The sequence below is a fragment of the Pseudomonas sp. D47 genome (genome assembly GCF_045447305.1).
In the GTDB taxonomy this organism is placed as follows: domain Bacteria; phylum Pseudomonadota; class Gammaproteobacteria; order Pseudomonadales; family Pseudomonadaceae; genus Aquipseudomonas.
Window position 1 is genome coordinate 12007 of sequence record NZ_JBJGXU010000044.1, and the last position, 25684, is coordinate 37690.

Genomic DNA, 25684 nt, shown 5'->3' on the forward strand with positions numbered 1-25684 from the left:
CTAACTATCCAACCTGAGCACCGCAAGGAAGGCTTCTTGTGGAATTTCCACGTTACCCACTTGCTTCATGCGTTTTTTACCGGCCTTTTGCTTCTCAAGCAGCTTGCGCTTACGGCTTACGTCACCGCCGTAGCATTTGGCCAGTACGTTCTTTCTGAGTGCCTTGACGGAGGTCCGTGCAATGATCTGCCCGCCAATGGCGGCCTGGATCGCGACGTCGAACATCTGGCGCGGAATCAGTTCTTTCATCTTTTCGGTCAACTGCCGACCTTTGTAATGGGCGTTGTCCTTGTGCACGATCAGTGCCAGGGCATCGACCTTGTCGCCATTGATCAGCACGTCCAGTTTCACCAGATTAGCCGATTGGTAGCGATCGAAATGGTAATCCAGCGAAGCATAGCCGCGACTGGTGGATTTGAGACGGTCGAAGAAGTCCAGGACCACTTCGTTCATCGGCAAATCGTAGGTCACTTGCACTTGGGTACCGAGGAACAACATGTCGTGTTGTACGCCACGTTTTTCGATACACAGGGTAATCACGTTGCCCAGGTGTTCCTGCGGTACCAGGATATTGGCCCGCACGATCGGCTCGCGCATGTCTTCAATGGAGGACAGATCTGGAAGCTTGGACGGGTTGTCGACGTAAATCGTTTCACCGGTTTTCAGCAACAGTTCAAAAATAACCGTTGGCGCGGTGGTGATCAGGTCCAGGTCGTATTCGCGCTCCAGGCGCTCCTGGATGATCTCCATGTGCAGCATGCCCAAGAACCCGCAACGGAAGCCGAAGCCCAGCGCGTCGGAGCTTTCCGGGGTGTACTGCAACGACGAGTCGTTGAGGGTCAGCTTTTGCAGGGCTTCGCGGAAGTCCTCGAAGTCGTCGGAGCTGACCGGGAACAGGCCGGCGTAAACCTGCGGCTGGATGCGTTTGAAGCCCGGCAGCACGTCGACGTCAGGGGTGGAGCTCAAGGTCAGGGTGTCACCAACCGGTGCACCGTGAATGTCCTTGATACCGGCGATGATGAAGCCTACTTCACCGGCCTTAAGGTCAGTGGTGGCGGTGTGCTTGGGGTTGAATACGCCGACGCTGTCCACCAGGTGGATCTTGCCGGTGGATTTAACCAGGATCTTGTCGCCCTTCTTCACCCGGCCGTGGCGTACACGTACCAGGGAAACAACGCCCAGGTAGTTGTCGAACCAGGAGTCGATGATCAACGCTTGCAGCGGATCTTCGTAGTTGCCGGTTGGCGCAGGAATGGTCTTGACCAGGCGCTCGAGCACTTCGTCAACGCCCAGGCCGGTCTTGGCGCTGCACTCGACGGCGTCGGTGGCGTCAATGCCGATGATTTTTTCGATTTCTTCTTTGACGCGGTCCGGATCGGCCTGAGGCAGGTCGATCTTGTTCAGTACCGGCATGACCTCAAGGCCCTGCTCGATCGCGGTGTAGCAGTTGGCTACGGACTGGGCTTCAACGCCCTGGCCCGCGTCGACCACCAGCAAGGCGCCTTCACAGGCTGCCAGCGAGCGGCTGACTTCGTAGGTGAAGTCAACGTGGCCGGGGGTGTCAATGAAGTTCAGCTGGTACCTGATACCGTCTTTGGCGGTGTAGTACAGGGTAACGCTGTGGGCCTTGATGGTGATGCCGCGTTCACGCTCGAGGTCCATGGAGTCCAGTACCTGGGCTTCCATTTCACGCTCGGCAAGGCCACCGCACATCTGGATGAATCGATCGGCCAGCGTCGACTTGCCATGGTCAATGTGGGCGATGATGGAGAAATTGCGGATATGACTCAAATCACTCACGGATCAACACTCAAAAAGGCTGCAGGCAGATTGCCCGCTGAAAAATAGCCGGGAATTGTACCTGATGCTCAGGCCAAACGTCATCTTTGCTGACCAGAACAAAAATGCCCCGATCTCTCGAACGGGGCATTTTTTGTTCATAAGCGCGGTATCAACCGGCTCGGCGCAACAGCCAGAACCCGGCCAGGGCGCAGATAGCCGTCGGTACCAGCACCGCAAACAGCGGCGAGAAACCGAATACCAGGCTAGACGGGCCGAGCAGGTCCTGGGCGATGCGGAAGGTGAAGCCCACCAGCACGCCGGTAAACACCCGCTGGCCAAGGGTCACGGAACGCAGCGGGCCGAAGATGAACGAGATCGCCATCAACACCAGCGCAGCAGTCACAACCGGCTGTAACACCTTGACCCAAAATGCCAACCAATAGCGGCCGTTATTCAGGCCCTGATCCTTAAGGTAGTGGATATAGCTCCACAAACCGGAGATAGGCAGGCTTTCCGGGATCATCACCACGGTATTGAGCAGTTCCGGCTTCAGGGCGATATCCCATGGCTCGGTCGGCACATTGATCACTTCGGTGCTGGCATTGTTGCCTTGGCCCACATTGCGGAAGTGAGTGGTGCTGACGTCGCTGAGCGTCCACTTCTCGGCATCATACTGCGCGCGCTTGGCGAAACTGGAGGTCAGCATGTGGCGTTCTTTGTCGAACGTGTAGCGCGTCACACCAATCAACAGGCCGCCCGGCTGCACGGCGTTGATGTGGATGAACTCATCACCTTGGCGGTGCCACAGGCCGTGCTTGGCGCTTTGCGCATCGCCCGAACCCTGGGCCAGGGCACGATTGGCCTGGGCCGTGGCTTCGGACGGCGGCGCCACGTACTCGCCGATCAGCACGCTGCAGGCCATCAGCAGCAGCATGGGTTTCATGACCGCCCAAACGATGCGACCGATGGAAACACCGGCGGCGCGCATGATGGTCAGTTCACTGTTGCTGGCCAGGCTGCCCAGGCCGATCAGGCAGCCGATCAAGCCGGCCATCGGCATCATGTCGTACAGACGACGTGGAGCGGTCAGCGCCACGTAGCTCAGCACGTCGGTGACCGTGTAGGTGTCGGTGACGTTGCTCACTTCATCAATAAAGGCGAACAACGAGGCCAAGCCGAGAATGATGCCCAATACCGCCAGGATGGCGATCAGTACGCTGCTACCAATGTAGCGGTCGAGCTTAGTCACGAGCCAACTCCTTCAGGCCACGACGGCTCTTCATTTTCAAACGGATAGGTTCCCAGTAGAGCAGCCCAAGGCCGATCATCAGGAAAATCCCGTGTACCCACCACAGCCCCAGGACCGGCGACAACTTGCCTTTTTCCAGGGAGCCGCGGGCGGAAATCAGGATGGTCAGGTAGGCCATGTACAGCAGGATCGCCGGCAACAGCTTGAGGAAACGGCCCTGACGCGGGTTTACCCGGGACAGCGGCACGGCCATCAAGGTCACGATAAACACCAACAGCGGCAGGGAAATGCGCCATTGCAGCTCGGCGATGGAGCGCAGTTCCTGGCTGCCGAACAGTGACGCCGTCGGGAGCGCGTCGCGGTCGGTAACTTCTTCACTGATCTCAGGCTTGGCGAGCATGACGCCATAGAGGTCGTACTTGATCGCTCGATAATCCGCGAAGCCGGGGCTGCCGTCGTAGCGATAGCCATTTTCCAGGATCAGGTAGCGGGAACCGTCAGGGCGTACTTCCTGGCGCCCACTGTTGGCCACCAGAATCGAAATACCGCGATCTTTCTGGTTCTCCCCGAGGTTTTTCTGCGAAATAAACACACCACCGAGGTTGGCACGGTCATTGGTCATGGTTTCGGTGTAGGTCACCCGCGAACCATCGTTGAGCGCCTGAAAGCGCCCTGGCTCGAGGGTGTCGAACTCGGTCATCGCATCCTGCTTGTTCAGCAGCAGCTGGAACTGCATGGCCCCCTGAGGCGCCAGGCTCATGCTCAACCACGCCACCACCAGGGCGACGCCGGTGGCCGGCACCATGGTCATGGCAAGCAAACGCTGCTGGCTCATGCCGGTGGCGGAAAGCACGGTCATTTCACTTTCAAGGTACAACCGGCCATAGGCCAGCAGAATGCCGAGAAACAGGCCAAGTGGCAGGATCAGCTGCAAAAAGCCCGGCAGACGAAAGCCCATGATCAGGAATAACGAGCCCGGATCCAGGGCGCCGGAAGCGGCCTGGGCGAGAAATTTGACGAAACGACCACTCATGGTGATGACCAACAGCACCGCACTCACGGCACTCAGGGTCAACAGGACTTCGCGGGATAGATAACGGAAGACGATCAAACCAGACACTCCAGGGTTGTCAGGCTAAGGCGGCCAAACAAGCAAGCATACCGAGTCGACCCGTTTACACAGGCCGGCTAAAAAGATGGCGCATTATCCTGTGATTGACCGCGCCTGTCACTGCGCAACCTCATGCGCGCACACAAAGCGTGCGCCAAGGGTTGTCAGGTTCCGCCGGCGAGGTTCAAACTGCGGCCTTTGTCGCGGGCGGTTTACAGAGCTGCCACGCTTGAAAGCCTGCGTACAGACTCAGGCTCACAGACCTTTATAAGGGACCCGAAAATGGAATTGGTTGTAAAAAGCGTTAGCCCCGAAACGTTGAAAACCGCCACCCTCGTGGTCGCCGTCGGCGAAGGCCGCAAGCTCAGCGTCGCCGCCAAGCAACTGGATGAACTGAGCGGTGGCGCCATCAGCGCCGTGCTCAAGCGCGGCGACCTGGCCGGCAAAGTCGGCCAGAGCCTGCTGCTGCAAAGCCTGCCTAACCTCAAAGCCGACCGCGTGTTGCTGGTGGGCGTGGGCAAGGAAGCCGAACTGGGCGACCGCCCGTTCCGCAAGATCATCAGCGGTATCCTCACCACCCTCAAGGGCTTGGGCGGCAGCGATGCAGCATTGGCACTTGATGAAATCGTCGTAAAAGGCCGCGACAGCTACGGCAAGACCCGCCTGCTGGCCGAAACCCTGGTGGATGGCGGTTACATTTTCGACCAGTTCAAGAGCCAGAAAGCCGAACCGCGCGCCCTGAAGAAAATCACCCTGCTGACTATCAAGGCCGCCCAGGCTGAAGTCGAGCGCGCCGTGACCCACGCTCAGGCCATCGCTGCAGGCATGTCGTTCACCCGCGACCTGGGCAACCTGCCACCAAACATCTGCCACCCAACCTACCTGGGCGAGCAAGCCAAGGCACTGGGCAAAGAGTTCAAGGGCCTGAAGGTTGAAGTGCTGGACGAGAAGAAGATCAAGGAACTGGGCATGGGCTCGTTCTATGCCGTAGGCCAGGGCAGCGACCAGCCACCCCGCCTGATTGTGATGCAATATAACGGCGGCAAGAAGTCCGAGAAGCCTTACGCCCTGGTCGGCAAAGGCATCACCTTCGACACCGGCGGCATCAGCCTCAAGCCGGGCGCAGGCATGGATGAGATGAAATACGACATGGGCGGCGCCGCCAGCGTGTTCGGTACCCTGCGTGCCGTGCTGGAACTCAAGCTGCCGATCAACCTGGTGTGCATCCTGGCGTGTGCCGAGAACATGCCGAGCGGCGGCGCAGCCCGTCCGGGCGATATCGTCACCACCATGAGCGGCCAGACGGTGGAAATCCTCAACACCGACGCCGAAGGCCGTCTGGTGCTGTGTGATGCGCTGACCTACGCCGAGCGCTTCAAGCCGCAAGCCGTGATCGACATCGCCACCCTGACCGGTGCCTGCGTGGTTGCCCTGGGCGCCCACACCTCGGGCCTGCTGGGTAACAACGATGAGCTGATCGAGCAACTGCTCAGCGCCGGCAAGGCTGCCGACGACCGCGCCTGGCAACTGCCGCTGTTCGATGAGTACCAGGAACAGCTGGACAGCCCGTTCGCTGACATCGCCAACATCGGCGGGCCGAAAGCCGGCACCATCACCGCTGCCTGCTTCCTGTCGCGTTTTGCCAAGAACTTCAACTGGGCGCACTTGGACATTGCCGGCACGGCCTGGACCAGCGGCGGCAAGGACAAGGGCGCCACTGGCCGTCCGGTGCCACTGCTGACCCAATACCTGCTGGATCGCGCCAAAGCCTGAAACTGAAGATTCCGGGGCGGCCCCCATGGCGCCCCGGTCTCAGGAACCGCAATGACCCAAGTCGACTTCTATATATTGCCCAGCGCCGATCCCTCTGCGCGCCTGGACTTTGCCTGCAAACTCACCGAAAAAGCCTGGCGCATGGGCCACCGCATCTACCTGCATTGCAGCGATGCCGCCCAACGTGACGACCTCGACGCCCGTCTGTGGCGCTTCAAGGGCGAAAGTTTTGTGCCCCACGGCCCTGCCGAGTCCGAACCCGAAGGCCTGATTGTGTTGGGTCTAGGCGACAGCTGCGGCGACCACCATGACCTGCTGGTCAACCTGGACCTGAAAGTACCGGCTTTTGCCAAAGCGTTTGCCCGTGTGGCGGAAGTGGTGGTGGAAGACCCGGCTATTCGTCAAGCCGCGCGGGAGAGTTTCCGTTTCTACCGCGAACAGGGCTATTCTCTGCAAGATCACCGGCTACAACGACTTTGAGTACATGATGGACACGCCAAAACCTACAAAAAAAGACGACCACCTGCTGGACGACCTTGAGTCCATCCGACAGTTGCTCGGTGATGATGGCTTGCAACCGCCGCTGCTGACCGAAACGGTCGACGGTGAGGTACAGATTCCGCTGTTGTTCGACATGGTCGGTGGCAAGCCCGCCGTACCGCAGCCTGTCGCCAAAGCCCCGATTGTAGAGCCCGCGCCGGCTGCGGCGGCTACCGAAAAGGCGCCAGACGCCCTGCTGCTGCACCTGGACAACGAGCTGCGCGCCGCTGCGCAACTGATCATGCAGGATGTGATCGACGACTTTGCGCCGCATATCGAAACCGAGATCAAACGCAGGTTGGATGCGCGGATGGAGCGGTTGCTCAGCCAATACCAGTCCTGAGCCACACCTGGATCTACTGTGGGAGGGGGCTTGCCCCCGATAGCGCTGGGTCAGCCAGCTTATCAGTCACTGACCCACTGCTATCGGGAGCAAGCCCCCTCCCACATTTGCACTGCGTACATCTCAAGCCTGTCTTCACCTCGCCCTGCGCCCTATCCCCCGTTATACTTGCCGGCTTTCCTGAATAAATGCCAATAGGGTCCCGCCGCGCATGGATAAGACCTACCAGCCGCACGCCATTGAAACTTCCTGGTACAACACCTGGGAGTCCGAGAATTATTTCGCCCCACAAGGTGCCGGCGATTCCTACACCATCATGATTCCGCCACCGAACGTCACTGGCAGCCTGCACATGGGCCATGGCTTCAACAATGCGATCATGGATGCGTTGATCCGCTTCCGCCGCATGCAGGGCCGTAACACCCTGTGGCAACCGGGCACCGACCACGCTGGCATTGCCACCCAGATGCTGGTGGAACGCCAACTCGAAGCCACCGGCCAGAGCCGTCACGACCTGGGCCGCGAGAAATTCCTGGAAAAGATCTGGGAATGGAAGGATCAGTCCGGCGGCAACATCAGCCGTCAGATCCGTCGCCTGGGTTCGTCCGTCGACTGGAGCCGCGAGCGCTTCACCATGGACGACGGTCTGTCGGAATCGGTGAAAGAAGCCTTCGTGCGCCTGCATGAAGACGGCCTGATCTACCGCGGCAAGCGCCTGGTCAACTGGGACACCAAGTTGCACACGGCGATTTCCGACCTCGAAGTGGAAAACCACGACGAGAAAGGTTTCCTGTGGAACCTCAAGTACCCGTTGGCCGACGGCGCCAAGACCGCCGAGGGCAACGACTACCTGATCGTCGCCACCACCCGTCCGGAAACCATGCTTGGCGATGCTGCCGTCGCGGTTAACCCGAACGACGAGCGCTACCAGGCGCTGATCGGCAAGTTCGTTGAGCTGCCGTTGGTGGGGCGTCGCATCCCGATCATCGCGGACGACTACTGCGACCCTGAATTCGGCACCGGCTGCGTGAAAATCACCCCGGCCCACGATTTCAACGACTACGAAGTCGGCAAGCGCCACAACCTGCCGCTGCTGAACATCTTCGACAAGAACGCCGCCGTACTGTCAGCCTGCCAGGTGTTCAACCTGGACGGCACGCTGAACGAGAGCATCGACGGCAAGATCCCGGCCGAATACGCCGGCCTCGACCGTTTTGAAGCACGTAAGCAGATCGTTGCAGCCTTCGACGCCGCCGGCTTGCTGGTGAGCGTCGACGACCACGGCCTGAAAGTGCCGAAGGGCGACCGTTCTGGCACCATCATTGAGCCTTGGCTGACCGACCAGTGGTACGTGTCGACCAAGCCGTTGGCTGAACCTGCGATTGCTGCCGTGGAAGATGGCCGTATCCAGTTCGTGCCTAAACAGTACGAAAACATGTACTTCTCGTGGATGCGTGACATCCAGGACTGGTGCATCAGCCGTCAGCTGTGGTGGGGCCACCGTATTCCGGCCTGGTACGACGAGTCGGGCAAGGTCTATGTGGGCCGCGATGAGGCCGAAGTACGTGCCAAGCACAACCTCGGCCCGGACGTTGCGCTGCAACAGGATAACGACGTACTCGACACCTGGTTCAGCTCGGGCCTGTGGACGTTCTCTACCCTGGGCTGGCCGCAGCAGACCGAGTTCCTGAAAAAATTCCACTCCACCGACGTGCTGGTCACCGGCTTCGACATCATCTTCTTCTGGGTTGCCCGGATGATCATGCTGACCATGCACTTGGTGAAAAACGAAGACGGCACGCCGCAGGTGCCGTTCAAGACCGTTTACGTGCACGGCCTGGTACGTGATGGCCAAGGCCAGAAGATGTCCAAGTCCAAGGGCAACGTCCTCGACCCGCTGGACATCATTGACGGTATCGACCTGGAAACCCTGGTGCAGAAACGCACCTCGGGCCTGATGCAGCCGAAACTGGCGAAGAAGATCGAGAAGCAGACCCGCGACGAGTTCGCCGACGGCATCGCCAGCTATGGCACCGACGCCCTGCGCTTCACCTTCTGCTCGCTGGCCTCCACCGGTCGCGACATCAAGTTCGACATGGGCCGCGTCGAAGGCTATCGCAACTTCTGCAACAAGATCTGGAACGCCGCGCGCTACGTGCTGGACAAAGGCGAAGACTGCGGCCAGAACGGCGAAGCCTATGAGCTGTCCCTGGCCGACCGCTGGATCATCTCGCAACTGCAGCGCACCGAAGCCGAAGTGACCCGCCAACTCGATCAGTTCCGTTTCGACCTGGCCGCACAAGCCCTGTACGAGTTCATCTGGAACCAGTATTGCGACTGGTACCTGGAACTGTCCAAGCCAGTGCTGTGGGACGAAAACGCGCCGGTCGAACGCCAGCGTGGCACACGTCGCACCTTGGTACGCGTGCTCGAAGTGGCGCTGCGCCTGGCGCACCCGTTCATGCCGTTCATCACCGAAGAAATCTGGCAGCGCCTCGCGCCGCTGGCCGGTATCGAAGGCAAGACCATCATGCTGCAACCGTGGCCAGTGGCCAACGAAGCACGCATTGATGAGGCCGCCGAAAGCGATATCGAATGGCTCAAGACCCTGATGCTCGGCACGCGCAACATCCGCGCCGAGATGAACATCGGGCCGGGCAAGCCACTGGCCGTGTTTGTGAAGAACGCCAGTAGCGAAGATCAGCGCCGCCTCACCGAGAACGATGCGCTGCTCAAAAAGCTGGCGAAGCTGGAGTCGATCACCGTATTGGCTGACGGCGCTGAAGCACCATTGTCCGCGACCGCGCTGGTCGGCGACATGGAAGTGCTGGTGCCGATGGCCGGCCTGATCGACAAGGGTGCGGAACTGGCCCGTCTCGATAAGGAAATCCTGCGCCTGCAAGGCGAAGTGCAGCGGGTTGGCGGCAAGCTGTCCAACGCGGCGTTCGTCGACAAGGCACCGGCTGAGGTGATCGATAAGGAGCGCGCCAAGTTGGCCGAGGCTGAACAGGCGCTGGGCAAGTTGGCGGAGCAACATGCACGGATTTCCAGCTTGTAAATAAATACTGGATTAAAAAGAGAGACCTTCGGGTCTCTTTTTTTTGCTCAAAATTAACGGCATCAAAGCACAAACAAGGGCCATCGCAAACATTATAAATAACTGTCAACATTGACAGTATTGGCGCACTGGAAAGCCGTATTACTCTGGGATAAAGCCTCTGCACCTTTAATTGTTTTTGGCCAGGGCAATCTTTTTTTCAGGAGATCCCAAATAACCGAATCAAAGAGTGGTGAACATATATTAATGAATGCAGTCTAAGCTTCCACAGAGCCAATCACTTTACAGGGGGATTTTTTCATTATCCCCTATAGCATAATTAGTTGGAGATAATGGTTCAGCCCCGAACCCAGACTTGAAGCTTTATTACACACCTTACTCCGCAGATGGGACGCAGCTGGAAACTGCAGCGTCCAATTTAACTGTACTCGACATGCCCTCCCAACAATGCCACGATCAGATCAGCCAGCAACGTACTGTTAAGCGATTTGATTAATGAATTGACGCAACAAGGCTTTCACTATGATCGCATCGATCACTCTAAATCGATCGCAGATCGTTAATATCTGCGACCGACCACCCTAGACTTAAGGTGTTAACCCCTCACCGCCTCCCCCCTAATTCGACACAGGCGGAACATTTACCTGACCTGACGCGGGAGCCCCCGGTGGTGGAGGTGTGTTATCCGACATGACACCATGGGACACCCACCCGCCAGCCGTATTAATAAATAAAACACCGCTTTTTGCTGGAAGAGTGAGCGGTGCAGCCAGCGTGGTATTTTTAGTACCAATTGTCGTTGCCTTTGAACCTTGATTTTTAATTTCGAGTTCCTTGCCCACTCGAATAGCAGACCCGGCCACATCAATACTAAGAGGGCTGGCATAGCCAACGGTTGGATCAGTGTCGCTGACATAAAAAGAACTAGCGCCTGCGCTTTCTACAATGATGCTCCCCTCAGCCACACCCTGCATCTTATTTTGCGAAGGGCTCGTGCCAGCCGCCCATGCGTTCATCGCCAGCAACATCGCTCCCGCCAACGTCATCACAGAGTACTTATTCCTTTAAGTAAATTAAAGTCAGTTTCTTTTGCGTTGCAACTAAAAAAACTTACACGCTCAAACGGCGGCAATCTACTGTCAGAAATCACAGGTCAGCTAACCCTTAAGGAATAACTAGGCTTTCTATTATTTCGAATAGGCTGCCCACTCTGGTTTTGCTCCACCGGTAGATATTCCTGTTTTCCCTCATGAATGTGGGATAATACCCGCCATTTTTGAGCCTACTCCAGAGTCAACATGACCGCCCCCAGCACACCTAAACCACCGCGCAAGAAGCCTAAAACCGCAGCCACGGCCAAACCCGTCGCGCCGCGCAAAGAGGCCACCTTGCACCCGCGCAACCGCCACACGGGCCGTTACGACTTCCCGGCGCTGATCAAGACCACGCCGGAACTGGCGAAATTCGTGATCATCAACCCTTATGGCAAGGAAAGTATCGACTTCGCCAGCCCGGACGCGGTGCGGGTGTTCAACCGGGCATTGCTGAAGTCCTTTTATGGCATCCAGCATTGGGATATCCCGGCGGATTACCTGTGCCCACCGGTGCCGGGGCGTGCGGATTACGTGCATTTCCTCGCCGACCTGCTGGCCAGCGTCAACGACGGCAAGATTCCGCGCGGCTCCATCGTCAAGGTGCTGGACATCGGCATGGGCGCCAACTGCGTCTATCCGCTGATTGGCTACATGGAATACCGCTGGAACTTCCTCGGCTCGGAGGTCGACCCTATTGCCGTGGCTGCCGCCAAGGCCATCGTGCAGTCCAATGACCTGAGCAAGGTTATTCAACTGCGTCAGCAATCCAATCCCAAGCAGATCTTGCTGGGCCTGCTGGAGCCAGGTGAGCGTTTTGACCTGACCATGTGCAACCCGCCGTTCCATGCGTCCATGGACGAAGCCACCAAGGGCAGCGAGCGTAAGTGGCGCGCCTTGGGCAAGGCCGATCCCAAGCGCAAGCTGCCGGTACTGAACTTCGGTGGCCAATCGGCGGAGTTGTGGTGTGAAGGCGGTGAAGCGCGCTTTGTAACGCAGCTTATCGCTGAGAGTGCGCACTTTGCCCACAAGGTGCTGTGGTTCAGCACCCTGGTGTCAAAAGCGTCGAACTTGCCCGCGATCGAGACCGCCCTGAGAAAAGCCGGCGTGCTGGAAAGCCAGGTGGTGGAGATGTCCCAGGGCCAGAAGCAAAGCCGTTTTGTGGCCTGGACCTTCCAGACCAAGAACGAACAGCAGTTGTGGCGCCAGCGCTGGGTGCGCGACTAAACGTGCGGCGAGGGAGCTTGCTCCCTCGCCACAATAAATCCGCCACTACCGCCAAATCGCAGGCAACAAAAAACCGTGCCCGGATCTCTCCGGAGCACGGTTTTTTTTGCTGCGTCTTACTTGTTAACAGCGTCGGTCAGGCCTTTGGCCACAACCAGCTTGATAACTTTCTTGGCAGCGATTTCGATGGCAGCGCCAGTCGAAGGGTTACGGCCAGTACGGGCTGGACGCTCGGTCACTTTCAGTTTGCCAACGCCTGGCAGAGTGATTTCGCCGCCGTTTTCCAGCTGATCAGCAACAACTTGGCTCAGTTGGTCCAGCAGAGCGCGCACGGTAGTTTTCGGTGCGTCTACTGCTTCAGCCAGGTCAGCGATCAGTTGGTCTTTAGTAATAGCCATTGTGGTGTTCCTTCCCTATCAAATTCATATGGATTGCAGAGTGCAGTGTCAGCCGTCGAGCCCGACCGTCATGGCCTGGCACCCCCGGCCATAACCACGGAGATCGGGGTTATAGATGCTTGAAACGGGGATTGGTTCGACCTGACAGATGCTGAATGCACGCTTAACGCCGAGTCTTGGCGTAAGACGGGGCAAAACTAGCACAGAGACGGGGAAATATCCGCTTCAACATACCCATTTGGTCAGCTTTATCGCTCTAAACCGTGAAAAAAGGGCATATAGGGCGTCGGAGGGTAGCCAAAACACCCTTCGGAGCGCGTCATGCCCAACGGGTGCGGTACACTGGGCGACTTTTCGGGGAGGCCAACCGCTCCCCTTCAACCAGCCGAGAAGCCCATGCCGATCCGTCATTGCATCGTCCACCTGATCGACAAAAAACCCGACGGCACACCTGCAGTTCTCCACGCCCGCGACTCCGAACTTGCCGAGTCGGCCGCCATCGAGAACATGCTTGCCGACCTCAACGAGAGCTACAACGCCAAACAAGGCAAGGCCTGGGGTTTCTTCCATGCCGAGTCCGGCGCGCACCCGTTCAGCGGCTGGTTGAAGGAATATTTCGACGGTGGCCAGGATTTCACCACCTTCAGCCGCACGGCGGTCGAGCACCTGCAAAAGCTGATGGAGGAGTCCAACCTCTCCACCGGCGGCCATGTGCTGTTTGCCCACTATCAACAAGGCATGACCGACTACCTGGCCATCGCCCTGCTGCACCACAGCGAAGGCGTGGCGGTGACCGAGGACCTGGATGTGACCGCCTCGCGCCACCTGGACCTGGGCCAACTGCACCTGGCGGCGCGCATCAACGTCTCCGAGTGGCAGAACAACAAACAGTCCAAGCAGTACATCTCCTTTATCAAGGGCAAGAACGGCAAGAAAGTCTCGGAGTACTTCCGCGACTTCATTGGCTGCCAGGAAGGCGTCGACGGCCCGGGCGAGACCCGCACCTTGCTCAAGGCGTTCAGCGACTTCGTCGAAAGCGAAGACCTGCCCGACGAATCCGCCCGCGAAAAAACCAAAACCCTGGTGGATTACGCCAGCAGCCAAGCCAAGCTCGGCGAGCCGATGGGCCTGGAAGAACTCTCAGGCCTGATCGATGAAGATCGACCAAAAGCGTTCTACGACCACATCCGCAACAAAGATTACGGCCTGTCGCCGGAAATCCCGGCCGACAAACGCACCCTCAACCAGTTCCGCCGCTTCACCGGCCGCGCCGAAGGCTTGTCCATCAGCTTTGAAGCGCACCTGTTGGGCGACAAGATCGAATACGACGAAGCCGCCGGCACCTTGATCATCAAGGGCCTGCCAACCCAACTGACCGACCAGCTCAAGCGCCGTAACTGATGCTCGGCGGGGTTCTCAAGAAAGTCCTGTTGGTGTTGCTGGTCGTGGTGGTGATCCAGAACTGGGGCAAGATCGAGCGGCTGTTCAACCCCTCACAGGTGGTTTCGGAGCAGGTACGCGCCTCGGCGCGCGTGGTGCTCTATTCCACCGAGTGGTGTGGCTACTGCAAGCAGATCCGGCGCTTTCTGGACCAGAAAGGCATTCCGTACCAGGCCCTGGATATCGAGAAGGACGCCCAGGCGCGCAAGGCGTATGAGGCGTTGGGCGGAGGCGGGATTCCGTTTGTGGACGTGAATGGCACGCTGATTCGCGAGTTCAACCCTGAAGCGATCATGGCCGCGTTGAAGTAACCCAATCGGTATGAGAGCCAACTGATGTGGGAGCTGGCTTGCCTGCTCCCACATTTAGCCCAGCGGTGGCCTTATTAGAAGTTAGCTTCCAACGACACCATCGCCGTACGCTCTTCCCCCACGTTGTAATACGCCGTACTCGGCGCCAAGCCATTCACCGGTGCCGAGTTGAACGCCACGGTGCGTGCCGAGCTCAAGTATTCTTTATCGAACACGTTAAGCATTGAAAACCGCAAGGTCGCTGACTTGATGACCTTCTTGTCCACCGGCAAGTAAATACCCGCGTTCAAATCAAACACCGTACGGCCGTCGATTTTTTCTTTGTTGGTCAAATCACCATAAAAGCTGCCGACGTACTTGCCCGCGATGTTGCCGTAGAAGCGCGAGTCGTCATACCCGAACACCAGGTTGAACATGTTTTCCGGCACGTTGGCCAGTTGCTTGCCCGCCGTTGGCAACAACACATTCTTGCTGAGCAAATTGTCTTGCTGCTCCGACTTCGTATAGGTGTACGAGGCGTAGTAGTTGAAGTTGTGCGGCAACAAACCGCTCCACTCCAATTCCAGGCCTTTGTTCTCGACGCTGCCGACGTTAAGCACCATGTAGTCACCGGCGGAGTCGGTGGTCGACACTTGGCGATCCTTGAAGCTGATGTAGAACAAGGTCGCGCTCAACGCCATGTCGTCTTCGTTGTAGCGCCAGCCGAGTTCCTGGTTCCAGCTCAACTCGGACTTCAGGCTCACCGAGTCGCCCTTGTTGTACAGCACGTAGTTCGGCGGCGTGCGCATGTTGCGGGTGACGTTGTAGAACGTCTGGTTGCTTTCGTCGACCTGGTACTTGGCGCTGAAGCTGGGCAGGAACTGGTGGTAGCGGGTGTTACGTTTTTCCGCTTTGTCGTACAGGCTGCCGAGGTTGTTGCCGTCACGCTCGACGTATTGGTAGGCCAGGGTACCGACGAAACTCAGGTCCGGCGTGGCTTGCCAGCTGTCCTGCACCCAGAGTTTCTGCGACGGGGTGACCGTGTAGTAGTGGCGGCCTTGGACGGTGGCGCCGTTCTTGTCGACCACCTGACCGCCGCCGTTGTAGTCGCCCCACACATCACTGGGCGCGCCTTCACTGTTGATCCCGATAAAGGGCTGGGTCTGGCGCTGGCGTGCGCGTTCATACCAGTAGCCGTAGTCCAGGCTGTGTTCTTCGTTGATGTCCCACTTCATTTTCGCGGTGACGCCAGGGCGCCAGGTTTCGGTCCACGAAGGGCGGTAGTAGTTGGCCGATTTCAGGTTGCTCAGGTCGTAATTGCCGGCCTTGTCGGATTTGGGCCCCAGGTTCGACGCGGTCTGGCCGCTGAAGCTGCCACCGTTGGCCCAGTAGTAATACGGGGTGACCGTCAGCGCCAGGTTGTCTTGCAACTGCCAGCGCTGCGTGAGCGTGGCGTTGACGCTTTCGAACGGGTTGCGGTTGAGCTTGTAGGACGACGACAGCAAACCCGACTTGTACACCGGCGTTTGCGCGTAGTCCTTGCGTCGCCCTTCGTTCTCAAATTGCGCTTTGCTCAGGGTGTTGTAGTTGTAGTTTTCCTGGTTGTTGTACTTGACTGTCGCCTGCGTGGAGTTGCCGTTGCCGTCTTCAAACAGGCTGCTCCACTCGACTTTGTCGCTACGCAGCGTGCCTTTGCCGCGCCACTTGTCACCTTCCAGGTGCGATGCCGACACCCAGGTCCTTAGGCCGCCGAAATCGCCAGTGTTCAAACGCACGAAAGTCTTGCGCAAGTCATTGGACCCGACGGTCTGTTTGGCAAACAACCCGGACTCTTTGGTTGGCCGAATCGTGATCATGCCGATGTTGCCGCCGCTGGAGCCGATGTGCGGGCCGTCGGCCTCGGAGGAGCCTTGGGTGGCAAACACTTCGGCGAGGTTTTCCGGGTCGCCCAGCTGGTTTGAATAGACGCTGTAGTTGCCCGAGTCGTTGATTGGCACGCCGTCGACGGACACCCCGACCTGGTCGGAGCTCATGCCACGCATGGTGAAGTTGGTGCCACTGGTGCCGCTGGCGTCATCGCTGGAAACGTTGATGCCTGGCGTGTATTTGAGCTTGTCGATGGCGTTGGCGGTCGCCGACATTTGGTCCATGGCTTCCTTGGTCACCGTCGACCGCGCCTTGGCACTTTCTTCGCGAATCATGTGCCCGTTGCCCAGGGTTTGTTTGCCGGCGATATTCACCGAACCCACATCCTGCGCGTCGTCCGCCAAAACCAGCGGCGCAAAGCCACCCAGGCCCGAGGCTAAAAGCAGGGCATAAAGATTGTTGTAGTTCACCTGTAGATCCCTTACTGACGTTGCTCTGTGGTATGGAGCAGTCGCGCCGGAACTTGGTTGGCTGACGACGCCGAGGTTCCTGACCACTCACTCAGGAACCCGGCGATGATCCGCGCCACGTGTAACGGTTTGGTGACAGGTTGGGGTGATTGCGATGAAGGTTCGGTGAAAGGTCCGCAGGCACCGCGAGGCGCGGCCTGCGCAGACCTGGCGGAGAATTGCGAAAGGGAAATTGAAGCCTGATGTATCGCTAACGCAACACAATCATCCGGCCTAACAAGCTGTGCTGCTCAAACCCCAACACCGCCTGCAAGGCATTCAACACCGCCTGCGGGTCGTTGCTCGGAAAGCTGCCACTGACGCGTTTGGCGGCCATCTCGTCGTTAAGCAGCAGGATGCGGCCCGGGTAATAACGGCCCAGGTCCTGGACCACTTCGGCGAGCGGCGCCTTGTAGTAATTGAGCCAGCCGTCACGCCAGGCCAGGCGTGATTCGCTGTCGACGGCATGCAAGGGCTCAGCCACACCTTCGGCGTAGGCCACTTGCTGGCCTGCCGTCAGAACTTGCTGCGAGCCCTGCTTGGACGGCGTCACACCCACCCGACCGGACAGCACCGTCACCTGGGCGCCCGCCGGTTGCAGGCGCACTTCGAACTGGGTACCCAGCACTCGCGCTTCACCGCTGCCGGCCTCGACCACAAACGGTTGGCCGGTGTGGGTCACATTGAAAAAGCCCGCCCCGCGACGCAACTGAATGTGACGCTCGCCCTGGCTGAAATCCACGGCGATCGCGCTGTCGGCATCCAGGGTGACTTGGGATTGATCGGCCAAGGTCACGGTCTTCACCTGCCCCGGCGCCGTCACATAATCGGCGCCGAAGTCATCGACCCAGCGTGACGGCTGCCAACCGGCGCCCATCGCGACCATCACCAGCAGGCACGCAGCCATGGCCAAGGCGCTGCACCTGCGCACAACACGTGAGCGCTTGGAGGTGTTCATCGCATTGAGGTAGCCCTGCAAGGCCAAGGCGTCCTCGTCCGCCAGTGCGCGCGCCGGCACCTCGCTCAACTCCCACAACACCTGGGCCTGGGCATAGGCCTCGACGTGCGCAGGGTCGGCACGCAGCCAGCGGCTGAAGGTGGCTTGGTCGCCACTGCTGGGCTGATCGTGCAGCAGGCTCAGCCAGTCAAGTGCGGCCTGCTCCTGGGCGGGCGTGGGGGTGACGGTCACGGTGCTTTCCCTGGCGTACGTGGGCAAGAGGGTTCGCGAAGGCTGGCTTTGCAGGCTTCGAGGGCACGCATCATATGTTTTTCCACGGCACTTTGGGACAGCCCCATGGCCTTGGCGATTTGCGCGTATTTGCGCCCGTGAATGCGGTTGAGCAGGAAAATCTGCCGGGTGCGTTCCGGCAAGCTGCGCAAGGCGGCCTCGACATGGCGCAGGTCATTGCCCGCTTCGAGGGCGGCCTGGGGTTCGGAGCCCTGATTGTCCTGCTGTTCCGGCAACCAGCCTTCGCTGCTGCGTGCGCGTGCACCTTCGCTGCGCAGGTGGTCGATGGCGATGTTGCCGGCGCAGCGCAACAGGTAAGTGCTGAGCTCTTCGACCTGCACCAGTGGCCGGCGCCAGAAGCGCAGGAACAGGTCTTGCACCAAGTCGGCCGCGGTGGCGCGGCAGCCCACGCGTCGGCTGACCAGCGCTTCCATTTGCGAGCGCTGGGACAAAAACACCTGCAGGAAATGCGCACGTCCACCGGCCGCATCGGTGTGCGGGCTGTCTTGGGATTCCGGCGGAGTGCTGATCATCATGGAAGGCTCAGAATAAGGCGAACGCCGCAACCGGGCTGGCCAGCAGGCCGACGCCCGCCAGGGTCAAGGCCAGCCTTGGCCGATACGGCAGCAGCAACACCAGCAGCAGTGCACTGAGCATCAAGACGGCGCACCACTGCACCAAACCCTGGGCCCAACCCGAGCCAGCGACGGCCGGCCAGATCGCCAGCATCAGCAGCAGCCAACCGCAGGCGCGCAGGCTCAAGCGCCGACTGGGCGATGGTTTGCTGTGCAGCAATTCACCGTGATGGCGATCGGTAGACAGGCACAACGCGGCAAACCCGGCGTAGCACATCAACAGGGCGAGCAGCATTCAGTTCGCCTCCTGCTTGAGCGTCAATGCCTGCGCGCGTTCGGCCTTGGGCTGCGGCGCCATGCGGCGCTGCATCTTCCAGGCCGCCCAGGCCAGGAACAGGCCGCTGGCCAGGCACGTCAGGTCGAAGCCGGCCATGGCCCAGTCACCGCTGAGCAGTGACACACCCAAATGCTGCGAGGTGGTCAGCGCGTTGAGTAGGGGAATCGCCACAAACAGCAACGCGCCGACGCTCAGTTGCTCAACCCAGCCTTGGCGGCCTCGACGCAGCACGGCGTGCAGCAGGCTCAAGCCCCAGGCGATAAAGAAGGCCTGCACTTCCCAGTCGGAGCGCTCGGCGAAGCTCATCGGCAACAAACGGTTGGCCCAGAAAAACGCCGCAATGGCGATCATCAGCCCAGACATGCTGGCGATATTCAGCACTTCCACCAGCCGCAGCTCAAACGGCATCACACCGGTTTTGGCGTGCCTGAGCTGGCGCTTGCCGAGCCAGATCACCAAGCCGGTGCCGATCATGGCTGTGCCCGCCAAGCCGCAGATAAAGTACAGCCAGCGCAGCACCGGGCCGGCGAAATGGCCCATGTGCAGGCCGTAGAAACTGCCACTAATCGCCGCCGGCAGCGACTGCTCGCCACTGACCCGCAACAACTCGCCGGTGGTGCCGTTGAACGACACACTGCTGCCAAAATCATGCGCCACGCGGTCGGAACCGGACCGAACCACATTGACCGAGGCGTTCACATCGCCCGGGTTGTTGACCACTAAACGGCCAACATGCCCGCCTGCCCATTGCTCGCGCGCTAGCTGGTACATCGGCAATAACGGCAGCAATTTACCCGGCTGGCCGAGCGCCGGCGCATTGTTGGTGTTGGGGAACACTTCATTGAAAAACCCACGGCTGTCGTCGCCGTAGGAAGCCACGATCGGCGCGGGCATCACCATGCTCATGAAGATCACCAGGCTGCTGTAGGTGATCATCAAATGAAACGGCAGTACCAGCACGCCCACCGCATTGTGCCCGTCGAGCCAGGAACGCTGGCCTTTGCGCGGGCGAAAGGTGAAGAAGTCCGTGAAGATTTTCTTGTGGGTGATGATGCCGGTGATCAACGCGACAAACATCACCATCGCGGCGATGGTCGACAGCCAGCGGCCCCACGGGTAGGGCATTTGCAGTTGGAAGTGAAAGCGGTAGAAGAACTCGCCGCCCATAGTTTCACGGGCCTGCACGGGCTGGCTGGTGACTGGGTCGAGGACTTTCTGGATGAAGTTGCCGCGCTTGCCGGGGTCGACTTTGTCTTGCCACATCACCGACAGGCCGGGGTCGCGGCTGCCAGGCAGGGTGATAAACCAGCGCGCGGCGTTGGGCGCCTGGTGCTGCAGATAGGTTTGCGCGGCGGCCAGGCTGCGCGCATCGTCCAGTGGGTGGGCCTGCACTTCAGGCTGCATCCAATGGGTAATTTCGTCTTTGAAATAGGCCAAGGTGCCGGTCAGGAAAATCGCAAACAGCAGCCAGCCAAAAATCAATCCGGCCCAGGTGTGCAACCAGGCCATCGCCTGGCGAAAGCCCTCTTTCATGTGCGTGCCATCCAGAAACCCACGCCGGCCAGGGTCGCAAACAGCGCGCTCGGCAGCATCACACCCGCCCAGGCGCGCCACGCCGTGCGGCAGGCAAAACACCAGAGCACCGCCAACAGGTAGAACACAAACGAACTCATCATCCCGGTGATCACCGCGTCGGCGCGCGACGTCGGCATCCACAGCGCCAGGCAGACGGCTGCCAGGGACGCCATCAGATAACCGCCCACCACGGCAGCCAGCACCCGCGAGGTGACGGCTAGACGGTAGGTAACGGGAAGTGTGCGTTTGCTTTTCATGCAGGAGGCGCCAGGTTCATCAGCGCGCAATATTAATGATAAATATTCTCATAAGCAAAAGAGAACGGATGAATCACCGGCCTTACCGGATTGCCGAACCTTGTCACGCACCCTACAATGCGAACAATTCTTGTTCTCTAAAGCATGCCGATGCTTGTGGAGTGATTGCGTTGCAGCCGTCCAATACCGTCGAAGTTCTGTACAACGACCATCATCACTGGCTCACCGGCTGGTTGCGACGCAAGCTCGGCTGCCCGCAAAGCGCCGCCGACCTGGCCCAGGACACTTTTATCCGCGTGCTCACCGCGCGGGAAATACCGACGCTGATCGAACCCCGCGCCTTTCTCACCACCGTGGCCAAGCGCGTACTGTTCAACTTCTACCGCCGCCAGGACCTGGAGCGCGCCTACCTCGACGCCTTGGCGCAAATGCCCGAACACGTGGCGCCGTCGGAAGAAGCACGCGCAATCATCCTGCAGACGCTGCTGGAGCTGGACCAACTGCTCGACGGCCTGCCCATGCAGGCCAAACGCGCCTTCCTGCTGGCCCAGCTCGACGGCCTGACCTACGCGCAAGTCGGCGCCGAACTGGGCATCTCCATCGCCACCGTCAAACGCCACCTGAACAAAGCCGCCATGCGCTGCTACTTCGCCCTATGAACTTCTCCACGCAAGTCGCCGAGCAAGCCGTGCACTGGCTGATGGAAATGCAGCAAGGCGCGCTCAACCCACGCCAGCAAGCTGCGTGGCAGCAATGGCTCCAGGCCCACAGCGAACATCAACGCGCCTGGGACCATATCCAGCGCGTCAACCAACGCCTGCGCGGCATGCCCTCGCCGCTGGCGCACGCGGCGTTGAACGCGCCGAAATCCAGCAGCCGGCGCCAGGCCCTCAAGCTGCTGCTGATCCTCGGCGCCGGTTCGGCTGCGGCCTGGAGCCTGCGCCAACAGCAGATTCTGCCGCCGCTGAGCGCCGACTACCGCAGCCCCGTCGGCCAGCGTCGCAAGGTGCAATTGGCCGATGGCAGCCAATTGCAGCTCAACACCGGCAGCGCGGTGGATGTGCATTTTGATGGCCGCCAACGGTTGGTCCGCCTGCTTGAAGGCGAAATCCTGCTGACCGCCCGCCCCGGCGATACGCCGCTGCACGTGCTGACCGGGCAAGGCCTGCTGAGCAGCCAGGCTGCACGGCTGAACGTGCGCCAGTTCAACGACCATACCCAACTGGCGGTGTTCGATGGCCATGTCGACGTGATGCCCAACCGCTACAGCGGCCTAGCTCTGACGGTCGAGGCCTCGCGCCAAGTCAACGTCACCCGCAAAGGCTGGGACACCCCGCGCTCTAACGATGCCAACAGCGGCGCCTGGGCAGACGGCATGCTGGTGGCTGCGCACATGCGCCTGGAAGAATTCCTCGCCGAGCTGGGCCGTTATCGCCGCGGCCAGGTTAATTGCGACCCGCAAGTGGCTAACTTGCTGCTGTCCGGCAGTTACCCATTGGATGACAGCGAACGCATCCTCGACCTGTTGGAAGTCAGCCTGCCGGTGAAAGTGCGGCGATTTACCCGCTACTGGGTGACCGTCCAGGCACGCGCGTAAATTATTTTTAAAAAATATGAGCCGTTTTCCACACCTCGCGTGACAGAGAAGGAAAGCCACCTTGATCCTTCCTTCTCAGGACCGCCCTTCATGCCCCAGCAACCGACGCTCCTCGCCCGTACCTTGCGCCAACTCCTACTGGGCGCCAGCCTGAGTCTTACGGTGCTGGCACCTGTCATGGCCGCCGACGCCAAGCCGTATCACATTGCGCCGGCGAGCCTGGAAGCGGCGCTGAATCAATTCGGCCGTGAGGCCGGCGTGCTGATTTCCTTTGGCTCCGACGTTACGGCGGGTATGCAAAGCCGTGGTTTGTCGGGCAACTACAGCGCCGACGAAGGCCTGCAAAAACTGCTCGAAGGCACCGGCCTGCAAGCCCGCGCGGAGGGCGAAAACGCCTACAGCCTGCAACCGGCGGGCGCCCCTGCCACGCTCGAATTGCAAACTTCAAACGTAGTCGGCGACTGGCTCGGCGACGCGGCGCAAACTAACGTGTTCGAACACCCCGGCGCGCGTGATGTGATCCGCCGCGAGGAATTCGAGCGCCAGGGCGCGACCCAGGCGCGTGACGTGCTCAACCGCATCCCCGGCGTCAACGCACCGGAAAACAACGGCACCGGCAGCCATGACATGGCGCTCAACTTCGGCATTCGCGGGCTCAACCCACGCCTGGCTTCGCGCTCTACGGTGCTGATGGACGGCATCCCGGTGCCCTTCGCGCCGTATGGCCAGCCACAACTGTCCTTCGCGCCGATCAGCATGGGCAATATGGATGCGGTGGACGTGGTTCGCGGCGGCGGCGCGGTGCGCTACGGCCCGCAGAACGTCGGCGGCATCGTCAACTTCGTCACCCGCGCAATCCCGGATGCACCGACCGTCAAAGGCGGTTTACAGACCGAGACCAGCCCGTCTTCCAGCCACGATGGCTTCAAGACCACCGGTAACCTGCTGGCCGGCGGCACGGCCGATAACGGCCTGGGCGGCGCGATTCTGTACTCCGGCACCCGTGGCGGCGACTGGCGCGAAAACAGCAACACGCGCATCGACGACTTGATCCTCAAGGGCAAATACCAGCTCGACGATGCCAACAGCTTCAACGCCATGGCGCAGTACTACGAAGGCCAGGCCGATATGCCCGGCGGTTTGAACGTCAAGGACTACAAGGCCGACCCGTACCAATCCACGCGCCCCTACGACAAATTCTGGGGCCGCCGTACGATGTTCAACGCCGGTTACCGCTACCAGGAAGACCGTCGCGAATTCACCGCCAATACCTTCTTCACCACCACGTTGCGTAATGGCTACCTGGATCAGGGCAACTTCCTCTCGCTGTCGCCGCGCGAGTACTGGGTACGCGGCCTGGAAACCCGCTTCGCCCAAGGCTTCGACCTCGGCCCGACCAGCCACGAAGTCGGCGTCGGCTACCGCTACATCAACGAAGCCGGCCACGAGTTGCGCTACCGCACGCCGATCAGCGCCAACCAGCAACTGCCCGACACCAACAGCCGCAACGACCGCGATACGCGTGGCGCCACTGAAGCCAATGCATTTTTCCTCGATGACCGCATTGATATCGGCAAGTGGACCATCACCCCGGGCATTCGCTACGAGATGATCGAGTCCCAGCAGACCAACAACCTGACCAACGTGAAATACAAGGGCGACTACAACACCGCGTTGCCGGCGTTGAACGTGCTTTACCACCTCACCGAAGACTGGAACCTCTACGCCAACACCGAAGGCTCGTTCGGCAGCGTGCAGTACAGCCAGATGCCCAACCGCGTGACCAGCGGCGAAGTGAAACCGGAAAAAGCCCGCACCTGGGAACTCGGCACGCGCTACGACAACGGCACCCTGCGTGCGGAAATCGGCGCGTTCCTGATCAACTTCGACAACCAGTACGACAGCAACCAAACCAACGATTCGGTAATCGCCCGTGGGGAGACCCGCCATCAGGGCATCGAGTCGAGCATCAACTACGCCCTCGACGGCTTGAGCCCGGCGCTGGCCGGTTTTGATGTGTACGCCACTTACGCCTACGTCGATGCAACCATCCGCGAGGACGGCTCGAACAAAGGCAACCGTGTGCCCTTCTCGTCCAAGCACAAAGGCACCTTGGGCGTCGGTTACACCGAAGGCCGCTGGAAGCTCAACCTGGACAGCAGCTACCAGAGCAGCCAGTTCGCCGACAACGCCAACACCCAGGCCGAAACGGCCGACGGTGCCAATGGACGCATCCCCGGCTACATGCTGTTCAGCAGCCGCGCGGCGTATGACTTCGGCCCACAGCTGTCGGATTTGAACGTGGCAGTCGGGGTGAAAAACATCCTCAACAAGCAGTACTACACACGCTCGTTCGACGATAACAACAAGGGCAAATACGTCGGCGAGCCGCGCACGGTGTACGTGCAGACGTCTATCGCGTTCTGATTGCCTGAGTCATAGAGCTCCAGTTAAGGAGTGGGACCTTACAAACGGTGCAAAACCTGGGGGAGCTGTCGAGCCCCACAGGGGATCGGCTGACCTGATGGCAACGGGGTCTAACTACCTGCCAAGCAACTCGGCGTGCCGGCGACCAAGGCATCGATGGCGCAGCGAGTCTTGGCCGGCATGTGTGCGGCCGTGGGCCAAATCACATGGATCGGCGCAGGCTGGTCGCGGTAGCTCGGCAGGACCGCTTCCAGTTGGCCGCGCAGTACATAGTGCGCAATCAGCCAGCTCGGCAACCAGGCCAGGCCGACGCCCGCAATGGCGGCGTCGGCCACGGCCTGGAGGTCGTCCAGCACCAAGGGCGACGGCACACCCGAGCGATGCGAGGTATTGCAACGGTAGGCAATGCCTCGGTGTGCGGCGAGGTCATCGATGCACTCAATCCGCCCGACACGCTGCAAGTACGCCGGTGAAGCGGCCAGGCACACGGACTGCTCGCCCAGGCGGCGTGCGCTCAGGCGGTCGGTGTCCGGTAGCGGGCCGATGCGCACGGCAACGTCGAAACCTTCCTGAGCCAGGTCTATCAGCCGGTCAGAGAACGAAATCTCGATCTCCAGCTCCGGGTAACGGTCCATCAAGCCCCACAAAGCAGGCGCCGCATAGTGATGACCGAACGCCAACGGCAGGCTCGCCCTCAACCTTCCACGCGGCTGTTGCCGGCCACTCTCCAGCACCGATTCGGCGGCTTCAAGTTCGGCCAGCGCACGCAGGCAATGTTCGTAGTAGGCCTGCCCGTCCTCGGTCAGCCGTTGGCGGCGCGTGGAGCGCTGCAACAAGCACGTGCCCAGGCGAGCCTCCAGTCGCGCCAACCCTTTACCCACGGCCGAACGCGTGAGGTTCAGCCGTTCGGCGGCCTCGGTCAGGTTGCCGCTTTCGACGATTTGCAGAAAGAGTTCAACGCCATCAAAACGCGGTGTGGCCATGATTTCATTGTCGCTCTTGATTCCCTTA

At 60.0% G+C, this 25684-nt stretch carries 22 protein-coding genes; 10 read left to right on the forward strand and 12 right to left on the reverse strand.

The genetic code is table 11. The features are described 5' to 3' along the window. From lepA to lptF, 3 genes are all read right to left on the reverse strand, one after another. Positions 1-1800, reverse strand: coding sequence for a translation elongation factor 4 (gene lepA, locus ACI77I_RS23255; protein WP_094951371.1), 1800 nt, complete (start codon positions 1798-1800; stop codon positions 1-3). A 151-nt stretch (positions 1801-1951) separates the two neighbouring features. Further along, positions 1952-3031: an LPS export ABC transporter permease LptG gene (gene lptG / locus ACI77I_RS23260; RefSeq protein WP_094951372.1), complete on the reverse strand. Its 1080-nt coding sequence runs from the start codon at positions 3029-3031 to the stop codon at positions 1952-1954. After that, complete coding sequence (gene lptF, locus ACI77I_RS23265) at positions 3024-4142, reverse strand: LPS export ABC transporter permease LptF (protein WP_094951373.1); 1119 nt, start codon at positions 4140-4142, stop codon at positions 3024-3026. The genes lptG and lptF overlap by 8 nt, the downstream gene beginning before the upstream one ends. Positions 4143-4424: 282 nt before the next feature. Between lptF and ACI77I_RS23270 the strand changes: the two genes are divergently transcribed. From ACI77I_RS23270 to ACI77I_RS23285, 4 genes are all read left to right on the forward strand, one after another. Next, positions 4425-5915 carry a leucyl aminopeptidase gene (locus tag ACI77I_RS23270; RefSeq protein ID WP_094951374.1) on the forward strand — a complete coding sequence of 497 codons (1491 nt, stop codon included), beginning with the start codon at positions 4425-4427 and terminating at the stop codon, positions 5913-5915. Between the two features lie 51 nt (positions 5916-5966). After that, positions 5967-6395, forward strand: coding sequence for a DNA polymerase III subunit chi (locus tag ACI77I_RS23275; RefSeq protein ID WP_094951375.1), 429 nt, complete (start codon positions 5967-5969; stop codon positions 6393-6395). A 7-nt stretch (positions 6396-6402) separates the two neighbouring features. Beyond that, positions 6403-6798, forward strand: a complete 396-nt coding sequence (locus ACI77I_RS23280) for a DNA polymerase III subunit chi (RefSeq protein ID WP_406998514.1) — start codon at positions 6403-6405, stop codon at positions 6796-6798. Between the two features lie 211 nt (positions 6799-7009). After that, positions 7010-9856 carry a valine--tRNA ligase gene (locus tag ACI77I_RS23285; RefSeq protein ID WP_094951377.1) on the forward strand — a complete coding sequence of 949 codons (2847 nt, stop codon included), beginning with the start codon at positions 7010-7012 and terminating at the stop codon, positions 9854-9856. A gap of 617 nt (positions 9857-10473) precedes the next feature. Here the strand turns inward: ACI77I_RS23285 and ACI77I_RS23290 are convergent. After that, positions 10474-10905, reverse strand: coding sequence for a hypothetical protein (locus ACI77I_RS23290; RefSeq protein WP_406998515.1), 432 nt, complete (start codon positions 10903-10905; stop codon positions 10474-10476). A 249-nt stretch (positions 10906-11154) separates the two neighbouring features. Between ACI77I_RS23290 and rlmF the strand changes: the two genes are divergently transcribed. Continuing rightward, positions 11155-12174 carry a 23S rRNA (adenine(1618)-N(6))-methyltransferase RlmF gene (gene rlmF / locus ACI77I_RS23295; protein ID WP_094951378.1) on the forward strand — a complete coding sequence of 340 codons (1020 nt, stop codon included), beginning with the start codon at positions 11155-11157 and terminating at the stop codon, positions 12172-12174. Positions 12175-12290: 116 nt separating this feature from the next. Here rlmF and ACI77I_RS23300 read toward each other — a convergent pair whose 3' ends face one another. After that, on the reverse strand, positions 12291-12572 hold the full coding sequence (locus ACI77I_RS23300; protein ID WP_003188840.1) for an HU family DNA-binding protein: 282 nt from the start codon (positions 12570-12572) through the stop codon (positions 12291-12293). A gap of 396 nt (positions 12573-12968) precedes the next feature. Here ACI77I_RS23300 and yejK point away from each other — a divergent pair, with 396 nt between their 5' ends. Beyond that, entirely contained in the window at positions 12969-13973 is a 1005-nt protein-coding gene (yejK, locus tag ACI77I_RS23305) for a nucleoid-associated protein YejK (protein ID WP_048720332.1), read from the forward strand. Beyond that, positions 13973-14323 carry a glutaredoxin family protein gene (locus tag ACI77I_RS23310; RefSeq protein WP_064450852.1) on the forward strand — a complete coding sequence of 117 codons (351 nt, stop codon included), beginning with the start codon at positions 13973-13975 and terminating at the stop codon, positions 14321-14323. Before yejK ends, ACI77I_RS23310 begins: the two co-directional genes overlap by 1 nt. A gap of 74 nt (positions 14324-14397) precedes the next feature. Here ACI77I_RS23310 and ACI77I_RS23315 read toward each other — a convergent pair whose 3' ends face one another. The 6 genes from ACI77I_RS23315 to ACI77I_RS23340 form a co-directional block, all read right to left on the reverse strand. Next, the gene (locus ACI77I_RS23315) at positions 14398-16638 is read right to left on the reverse strand and encodes a TonB-dependent receptor (RefSeq protein ID WP_406998516.1); all 2241 of its coding nucleotides are present in this window, start codon (positions 16636-16638) and stop codon (positions 14398-14400) included. Between the two features lie 250 nt (positions 16639-16888). Continuing rightward, positions 16889-17866: a FecR family protein gene (locus tag ACI77I_RS23320; protein WP_406998517.1), complete on the reverse strand. Its 978-nt coding sequence runs from the start codon at positions 17864-17866 to the stop codon at positions 16889-16891. Continuing rightward, the gene (locus ACI77I_RS23325) at positions 17863-18441 is read right to left on the reverse strand and encodes an RNA polymerase sigma factor (RefSeq protein WP_094951381.1); all 579 of its coding nucleotides are present in this window, start codon (positions 18439-18441) and stop codon (positions 17863-17865) included. The genes ACI77I_RS23320 and ACI77I_RS23325 overlap by 4 nt, the downstream gene beginning before the upstream one ends. A 7-nt stretch (positions 18442-18448) precedes the next feature. Further along, positions 18449-18775 (reverse strand): DUF3325 domain-containing protein, encoded by a 327-nt coding sequence (locus ACI77I_RS23330; protein WP_094951382.1) that lies wholly within the window; start codon positions 18773-18775, stop codon positions 18449-18451. Then, a complete protein-coding gene (locus ACI77I_RS23335) occupies positions 18776-20350 on the reverse strand; it encodes a PepSY-associated TM helix domain-containing protein (RefSeq protein WP_406998518.1) in 1575 nt (524 codons plus the stop codon). It abuts the gene before it with no gap. After that, a complete protein-coding gene (locus tag ACI77I_RS23340) occupies positions 20347-20649 on the reverse strand; it encodes a DUF3649 domain-containing protein (protein ID WP_094951384.1) in 303 nt (100 codons plus the stop codon). The genes ACI77I_RS23335 and ACI77I_RS23340 overlap by 4 nt, the downstream gene beginning before the upstream one ends. A 170-nt stretch (positions 20650-20819) precedes the next feature. On the opposite strand from ACI77I_RS23340, the gene ACI77I_RS23345 reads away from it, so the two are divergent. The 3 genes from ACI77I_RS23345 (at position 20820) to fecA (ending at position 24673) form a co-directional block, all read left to right on the forward strand. Next, complete coding sequence (locus ACI77I_RS23345) at positions 20820-21308, forward strand: sigma-70 family RNA polymerase sigma factor (protein WP_406998519.1); 489 nt, start codon at positions 20820-20822, stop codon at positions 21306-21308. Beyond that, the gene (locus tag ACI77I_RS23350; protein WP_406998520.1) at positions 21305-22246 is read left to right on the forward strand and encodes a FecR domain-containing protein; all 942 of its coding nucleotides are present in this window, start codon (positions 21305-21307) and stop codon (positions 22244-22246) included. Before ACI77I_RS23345 ends, ACI77I_RS23350 begins: the two co-directional genes overlap by 4 nt. Positions 22247-22336: 90 nt before the next feature. Continuing rightward, entirely contained in the window at positions 22337-24673 is a 2337-nt protein-coding gene (gene fecA / locus ACI77I_RS23355; RefSeq protein ID WP_406998521.1) for a TonB-dependent Fe(3+) dicitrate receptor FecA, read from the forward strand. 110 nt (positions 24674-24783) lie between these two features. Here fecA and ACI77I_RS23360 read toward each other — a convergent pair whose 3' ends face one another. Then, the gene (locus ACI77I_RS23360) at positions 24784-25656 is read right to left on the reverse strand and encodes a LysR family transcriptional regulator (protein WP_094951388.1); all 873 of its coding nucleotides are present in this window, start codon (positions 25654-25656) and stop codon (positions 24784-24786) included. Between the last annotated feature and the right edge of the window lie 28 nt (positions 25657-25684).